The sequence below is a fragment of the Streptomyces sp. S3(2020) genome (assembly GCF_013044505.1).
GTDB lineage: Bacteria > Actinomycetota > Actinomycetes > Streptomycetales > Streptomycetaceae > Streptomyces.
In genome coordinates, this window is the sequence record NZ_JABERD010000340.1 from 1 (window position 1) to 6,742 (window position 6,742).

At 64.9% G+C, this 6,742-nt stretch carries 8 protein-coding genes; 3 read left to right on the forward strand and 5 right to left on the reverse strand.

The genetic code is table 11. The features are described from left to right. Positions 1 to 250: 250 nt before the first annotated feature. On the forward strand, positions 251 to 907 hold the full coding sequence (locus HLK59_RS46870) for a hypothetical protein (RefSeq protein WP_171147795.1): 657 nt from the start codon (positions 251 to 253) through the stop codon (positions 905 to 907). Next, a complete protein-coding gene (locus HLK59_RS46875; protein ID WP_171147796.1) occupies positions 895 to 1,932 on the forward strand; it encodes a hypothetical protein in 1,038 nt (345 codons plus the stop codon). The genes HLK59_RS46870 and HLK59_RS46875 overlap by 13 nt, the downstream gene beginning before the upstream one ends. An 80-nt stretch (positions 1,933 to 2,012) precedes the next feature. On the opposite strand, the gene HLK59_RS46880 is transcribed toward HLK59_RS46875, so the two are convergent. The 5 genes from HLK59_RS46880 to HLK59_RS46900 all read right to left on the reverse strand — a co-directional run bounded on the left by HLK59_RS46880 (position 2,013) and on the right by HLK59_RS46900 (position 5,393). Further along, a complete protein-coding gene (locus HLK59_RS46880; protein WP_171147797.1) occupies positions 2,013 to 2,666 on the reverse strand; it encodes a hypothetical protein in 654 nt (217 codons plus the stop codon). Next, a complete protein-coding gene (locus HLK59_RS46885) occupies positions 2,663 to 3,298 on the reverse strand; it encodes a hypothetical protein (RefSeq protein WP_171147798.1) in 636 nt (211 codons plus the stop codon). The genes HLK59_RS46880 and HLK59_RS46885 overlap by 4 nt, the downstream gene beginning before the upstream one ends. Beyond that, positions 3,295 to 3,642: a hypothetical protein gene (locus HLK59_RS46890; protein WP_171147799.1), complete on the reverse strand. Its 348-nt coding sequence runs from the start codon at positions 3,640 to 3,642 to the stop codon at positions 3,295 to 3,297. The genes HLK59_RS46885 and HLK59_RS46890 overlap by 4 nt, the downstream gene beginning before the upstream one ends. Before the next feature lie 119 nt (positions 3,643 to 3,761). Then, a complete protein-coding gene (locus HLK59_RS46895) occupies positions 3,762 to 5,075 on the reverse strand; it encodes a putative T7SS-secreted protein (RefSeq protein ID WP_171147800.1) in 1,314 nt (437 codons plus the stop codon). 3 nt (positions 5,076 to 5,078) lie between these two features. Then, on the reverse strand, positions 5,079 to 5,393 hold the full coding sequence (locus tag HLK59_RS46900) for a hypothetical protein (RefSeq protein ID WP_171147801.1): 315 nt from the start codon (positions 5,391 to 5,393) through the stop codon (positions 5,079 to 5,081). Positions 5,394 to 5,786: 393 nt separating this feature from the next. Here HLK59_RS46900 and HLK59_RS46905 point away from each other — a divergent pair, with 393 nt between their 5' ends. Beyond that, on the forward strand, positions 5,787 to 6,659 hold the full coding sequence (locus tag HLK59_RS46905) for an LLM class flavin-dependent oxidoreductase (protein ID WP_171147802.1): 873 nt from the start codon (positions 5,787 to 5,789) through the stop codon (positions 6,657 to 6,659). The last annotated feature ends 83 nt before the right edge of the window (positions 6,660 to 6,742 follow it).

Consider the following 6,742-nt stretch of genomic DNA (forward strand, 5'->3'; position numbering starts at 1 on the left):
AACATTCCCCGCCCGTCCCGCAACCGCCCCATACCGAAACCACCCCTCCTTTGCTTGTTCATAACTGGAACCACTCACTCACCCACAAAGACGCCCGCGTTATGCAACCGTTACGACCCAACTCACCCTACGCGCGGTCGATTTGGACACATACGCCCCGCCGATCGACAACCTTCACCCTGGTGTCTCCGCTGCCCCCTGGATAGCGTTGCTTCGCTCAAGAGAAGCCTCGCCTCACCGGGAGCCGACCGTGAACCGCCGCCCCACGCTGCTCGCAGCGCTAGCCCTGACCGCCACCGCGGCCCTGACGCTGTCCGCGTGCGGAAGCGACGACAGCTCCAAGGACAAGGACAACGACAAGATCGCGGGAGCCGACACCGGCAAGACGTCGCCGTCCCCGAGCCCGAGTGCGTCTGACGCCGTCGGGCGCCCGAAGATCACCTTCCCGACCGATGCCAGAAACGTCTTCGAGTACGAGAAGACGGGTGACGCGGCGAAGGACGCGGCGCTCGCCGACAGCACGTTGAGCGTGAGGTCTCTGAACGAGGCGATCTTCGAGGGGGACGCGGGGACAGAGGCGCTCGGTTTCTACAACACGGGCAAGGCCTTGGAGTCTTCGATCACGTACGTCCAGCGCTTCGTCGATTCTGGCGACACCTGGGTTGGTGAGATCAGGTACTTCGACTACGAGGTAGCACTGTCCGGGAAGACGAAGGCCTATGTCACCTATTGCTCCGACGAGAGCAAGGCTTACGTCAAGGACAAGAAGACGGAGAAGGTCGACAAGGAGGCGGCAACGGCCAACTCCTACGTGCTGTACCACTCGAGTCTTACCAAGAACGCCGACGGTGTGTGGCAGACCGCCAGCGTTGTGTCCGACAGGGGGGACAAGGCATGCCAGCCGTAAGGAACCTGGCCAGAGTTGCAACGGTTCTGACGCTCGTGTTCACTTCCGCCTTCGCATCACAGGCCGCCTTTGCTGACTTGGACGACCATGGTGATGTCGGCGACGAAGGAACGCACCAGGAGGCCAACTCCGGCGATGATGGCACGGTCGGCGTGACGGTTGGCGGCGTCGTCTTCGACCGCTCCAAGAATGGCAGCGGCAACTCCACGGGCGTGCTGGTGTCGACCACGTCTTGGACGCCGCCCGCATGCTGGTACGCCCCCATGTACACCCCCGACCAGCTGCAGAAGAAGCTGGAGCCGACCTGGGAGGCCGGATCGACGGGCTGGGAATGGGATGCCTCGCAGCGGAAGAAGTACAACGCCGATGACGAGGAAAAGGGCTTCAACAAGGACAAGACCGGTGACGGGTACTGGTGGGGGACGTACGTCAACAAGAGCTACCCGCCCGGTTGGGACTCGTGCTTCGACGACGACTATTTCTGGGTGGACACCGGCGACGCCCCACCCGCCAACGTCGAGAACGCCGTGACCCCCGAGATCCTTGCCGAACTCGCCTACAACGAGATCCGCGTCCCCGGTACGCAGGTGACGCTGGCCCCCGCCGAAACGACCAAGGTCAACCTCCCGACCTGGTCCTGGCTCGACGGTGCCGAGTTCAAGCCGGTCTCCGTCACCGCCTCCGTCCAGGAGATCGGCATCCGGGCCACTGCCACCGCAGAGCCGGTCTCGCTCAAGATCGAGCCCGGCACCTCGGACGCCGTGACCTACCCGGCCTCCGGCGTCTGCGAGATCAACAACGGCCGCATCGGCGAGCCGTACGCCAAGGGCAAGGCCGGTGAGACACCACCCTGTGGAGTGAAGTACCTGCGTTCCTCCGGCGACGGCACCTACCCCCTCCAGGCCACCGTCACCTGGAAAATCACCTGGACCGGCACTGGAGGCGTCGGCGGCGACCTCCCGGACGGCAGCTTCGGTGCCACGCAGGAGGTCGTCGTGCAGGAGATCCAGGCCGTCAATCGCTGACAACCATACGTTCCCGCGGTCGGGCGATCACTTCCCTCGGGAGAGTGATCGCCCGACGTGATGTGGCGACCCGACCGGGATCACGAGGACTTCCAAGCATCCGCTTCCTCATCCGGACTGATTCGGACCGTGCGGGCGAACTCGTCGACATCGTCGAGAGCCCGGAGGATCCGGCCGGCGTCGGGATCGGCCAGGATGATCAGGACGTTCGCGGCTTCCGTGCCCTTCTTGTAGCGCCAGGCGTAACGGAGGCCGACGTGCACCTCGTTGCTGTCCTCGTCCTGGTAGTAGCGCAGCACCCGCAGGCCGGATCCAAGATGCGGGGAGTGGAAGTCCTCGACGATGGGAGGCTCGACGGTGTAGCCCGCATCGGCGTGGGTCAGTTCACGCAGTGCCGTTTCCCGGTCTTCGCCCTCCTCGATCTCCACCAGGTCGACATACGCGGGGAGCGGGATCTCCCGTGGGTGCGGGAGGTGGAGGAAGACCTCGAAGTCCGGATAGGCCGCGGGGCCCCTGATGGCGTACATCAACAGGATGTTGGTCAGCAGATCGACTTCGCCCGGCTCTGGCTTCTCCGACGGGAAATCCTCCCAGAGACCCTCGGCGAAGTAGCGTGCCCACGCCTCAGGTGTCTGTGCCTCCTCGACGTTCTCAAGACCCGGCTCCGGCCACATGAGCGGGATGCGGATCCAAGGGGACAGCTCCATGGCATGCTTGACGTTGAGCCAGCTCACTCATAACTCCATTTGAATGTGCCGACCACCGCGTCGAACAACTCGACCAGCACGTCGGTGAATTCGCTGTCGATGTCGCCGTCACCCGGTGTGGAGAAGTTGATGCTGATCCAGCGACCGGGGTCGTCCACCACGGGGAGTACATAGTCGACCCGCCGCGTCGGCGGGACGTCCTGGTGTTGCTGTTCGGAAGACATGGAGCGATAGGCGCGGCGGAGTGCGGGTGCCCCCGCCACATCGACCTGTGTCGCGGTACCGTCGGGAACACCCTCGTCGGCCAGCTGAGCCATCACTGCCTGTGGGGGAACCGCATGGCCTTGGCCGATCGGCATCTCGGCAACGATGAAAGAGGCCATGAGGAAGATTCCCCCACGCGGAAGCACCGGAAGGTAGAGGTCAAGGCCACCGTTTCTCCTGGCCGCACGGGCCTGCTTCTCCAACTGGCGACGCATCTCCAGCCGGAAGCGCATCGCGTCGTCCCGGGGAATGCCTTCCGGGACTTGCCCCATGTGCGAGAAGAGGACTTTCTCGAGTGCTTCCTTCGTGCCGTCGCGCAGGGGAATGCGGACCCAGCCGGGCGGCAGGATGAGCTCATAGCCGCGGGGAGCGGTCACCTCGACGGACGTACTCACGCGCGGGCCTGCTTCTTGAGTTGGCGGTCGGCCACGAGGATTGTCAGGATGGAGAGCACCGAAATCCAGGCCAGCCAGCTGTAGCCGAGCGCCGCGAATACGTTCGGGATCAGGAAAAGGAAGGAAACCATCTTGACCACCTGGGAGAAGTTGGCACCCTTCCGTGGGTCACGGATCAGCTCTCGGTACTTGATGAACAGAAGCAGCATCAGGACAGGCCCAATCATCATAGGCCAAGCCGCGTATTCATAGGTGAGCCAGTCCATGCCCCCGTATTTACTTCCGAGGTCCTGGAACGCAAAGCAGAAGATCGGCGCCAAAGTGAATACGGCAAGATACTTCATGGCCCGGGACTCTTCTGGGCTTTTCGCTGGGACTGTTGCCACTATCTCCCACTCCAGAAAACTTGGCTGCGAATTTCACTGTTCCTGACTACTGTCGGTTGAACGTAGTGTGGGATTCTTCACCAGCGACTCCCAACTTCACGCGTCAGGACATCCTTGGCGTCACCGTACTGGTCCGCGTAAGGGCCCTTTTCCCCGGCCTTGTCTCCAAGGTCTACGACGCTGGCCGCCAGGTAGTTCGAGCGAAAATTCCTTACGGCCTTGTCCGTTGCGTCAGCCGCCGCCCGCACGCTGGCATTCCCACCGAACTGATCCCGCATAGCCTTGGCGAACTTGCTTGCACTCACGACTTCCCCGTCACCCCCCAGCAGCCGCTCCACCCGGGTCACCACAGGGCGTGTCTCGCGCGCCCCGATCCCCCGCAGAGATTGCAGCGCGCGCACCGCTTTCGAGCCGCGGACCGAGTCGGCGCCGTACCGCATGACATTCTTGTGGAGCAGCTTGCGTAGATTCTCGTACCGCTGGAACCGTGCCGACCTGCTGGCGGTCTTGAGCGCTGTTGTCGCGGCCTTGACACCCTTCATCGCCACGCTGCCCATTCCCAGCGTCGCCAGCGCGAAGACGTCCATGGCGACGTCCGTCCAGCTCCCGTCGCCGGAGAGGGCCAGCAGTGTGTGCCCGGCGCCGACGAGCGCCGTCAGGCCGAGGGTGGTCCACATGATGGCGGTCGCCACCCATCCGACCGGTGTGAAGAGGAGGGCGATGATCCCGATGGCGGTCGCGGCCCAACTCAGGGCTTCAACGACGGATTTGATGGTGCCCGCATGCTCGTGCACCCCGTCCTTGAAGTTCTCCCACGTGCTGTCCTTGATGATGTCCGAGATGTCGGCGCCGATGTTCCCGGCGTAATACTGGGCGCGTGAGTCGCGCTCGGAGATGACCTGGTTGAGCTGCTTGTGGTACGGCGCCAGGTGGCTGGTGGGGTCGGACTCCTCCGACGACTTCTTGTCGCCGTCCTTGCCACCCGTGCCGTCGTTCTTGGCCGCGGCTTCCTTCTTCCTCACCTCCGCAGCGTGTTCCTCGTCGGCCTGCTTCGCGGCTCGGAGGACGCCGTCAGCCCGTTCCTGGAAGTCCTCCAGTTCGTTGGCCCAATTGCCGAGGTCACCGACCACGCGCTCATAGCGGGCCGCGGTCTCGCGGAAGTGCTTTTCGAGGTCGCCGGACTTGTCGCGGATCTTGTCGGCGTACTTGCCCGTCAGGGCGTCACCGTCGGCGGCCTTGCGCAGGATGCGAGCCTGGTCGCGGAGAGTTGAAGCCAGGTCCTTCATTCTGCGGACCTCGTCGCGGATGTCCTCAGGATCGCCGGGGACCGGGTCCTTCTCCGCCAGCGGATGCCAGTCGACCGGTCGGCGCCTGCCCTTGCCCGTAACCACCGGTCAGTTTCCCCCGCTTTTTCCGCGCTGCTTCTCGGTCGTGTTCTTGAGATCGAGGTCCAGCTTTTCGAAGCTCTTGAGCGAGGTCTCTACCTGCTTGCCCAAGTCCTCGACGTTCTGCAGGAGTTCACGCCGATAGTTGTCCCAGTTGCTGACGAAATCATCCATCTTGCCGGCGATGCTGTGATGACCCCAGATGTCATGGATGTCGGCGCGATGTTTGTCGATGCCTTTGAGGGCCTTCTTGATGTCCTTCAGATTCGTCTTCGAAGACTCCAGGAGCGTGTAGTCGACTACCAGGCGATCTTGCTCCCCCATGGACCTCTCCATTTGCACTTACGTGGTCAGCACGCTCGGGTTGGGCTCAACTCGCCGGCACAGTCACCGCAACGCCTCTCTGCTCCCCGCTCGATGATCGTGAGGCGACCGTGTTTGCTGCTGCATCTTCCCCCATCCTTGCCGTGCAGGCGAAACCGGGTCACTGGACACCGGTCGGATCGCCGACGTGCGCAGGGGTGTTCGATTGGGTCCGCGTGGCGTGACGTCGTGGCCTCGCCGGAGGACGTGCAACTGCCAATCGCGAACGGCACGTTCGGCCTTGCCACGAGCCTTCGTTCCGTAGCGCCCAACCGTCGGCAGATCTCGCGCGTGCAGCCGCAGGCCCCGGTAAACAGGTTGCCCACTCCTGCCCGCTTGGGTAGTAAGGCCCCCATGACCGCACTCGGCGCAGTCTTCCGTCCTCAACTCGCCCCCGAACGACTCCGATCCATCGCCCGCCTGGCCGATGAGACCGGTCTCGAAGACCTCTGGCTCTGGGAGGACTGTTTCCGGGAGGGAGGGGTTTCCACGGCTGCCGCGGCTCTCGCGTGGACCGGGCGGGTGCGGATCGGTGTGGGGCTGCTTCCTGTGCCGTTGCGGAACGTCGCGATCACCGCGATGGAGGTCGCCTCGTTGCACCGGATGTTCCCGGGGCGGGCGATCGTCGGGGTCGGGCATGGGGTGCAGGACTGGATGGGGCAGGTCGGGGCGCGGGTCGAGTCGCCGGTGACTCTGCTGCGGGAGTACCTCGATGCGCTGCGGGCGCTGCTGCGGGGGGAGAGGGTGACCGTCGAGGGGCGGTACGTCCGTCTCGACGACGTCGCGCTCGACTGGCCGCCGGCCGAGGCGGTGCCCGTGTTCGCGGGGGCCACCGGGCCCCGTTCGCTGCGGCTGGCGGGGGAGGCCGCCGACGGGACCATCCTCACCGCGGGCACCCCGACCGACGGCGTACGACGGGCTCGGCGACTCGTCGATGAGGGGCGGGAGTCGGCTGGTCGTACGGATCCGCACCAGGTCGTGGTCTACCTCCTCACCGCCACCGGTGTCGATGGCGCTGCCCGTCTCCGGGCAGAGCTGGCCGACGAGGGGCTCGCCGACGTTCCCGACCTCGGTGTCGCCGGAGACGCGGGTGCCGTCGCCAAGGCCGTACAGCGGCTCGCGGAGGCCGGGGCCGACACCGTGATCCTCCAACCGACGGGAGACGAACCCGACCCGGAGCGGTTCGTGCGGTTCGCCGCCGAGGAAGTCCGGCCGCTCTTGCCCTGACGGTCCGGGCGCGGGACCGAGCCTTCCGTGCGCCCGCCCGCAAGAAAATCAGCGGCGTCCCCCAGCCCGCCCTGCGACGATCC

Excerpts from the sequence above, each read along its gene's own strand:
- HLK59_RS46900 (WP_171147801.1), bottom strand. The coding sequence starts at position 5,393 with ATGGGGGAGCAAGATCGCCTGGTAGTCGACTACACGCTCCTGGAGTCT.
- HLK59_RS46875 (WP_171147796.1), top strand. The coding sequence starts at position 895 with ATGCCAGCCGTAAGGAACCTGGCCAGAGTTGCAACGGTTCTGACGCTC.
- HLK59_RS46890 (WP_171147799.1), bottom strand. The coding sequence starts at position 3,642 with ATGAAGTATCTTGCCGTATTCACTTTGGCGCCGATCTTCTGCTTTGCG.
- HLK59_RS46905 (WP_171147802.1), top strand. The coding sequence starts at position 5,787 with ATGACCGCACTCGGCGCAGTCTTCCGTCCTCAACTCGCCCCCGAACGA.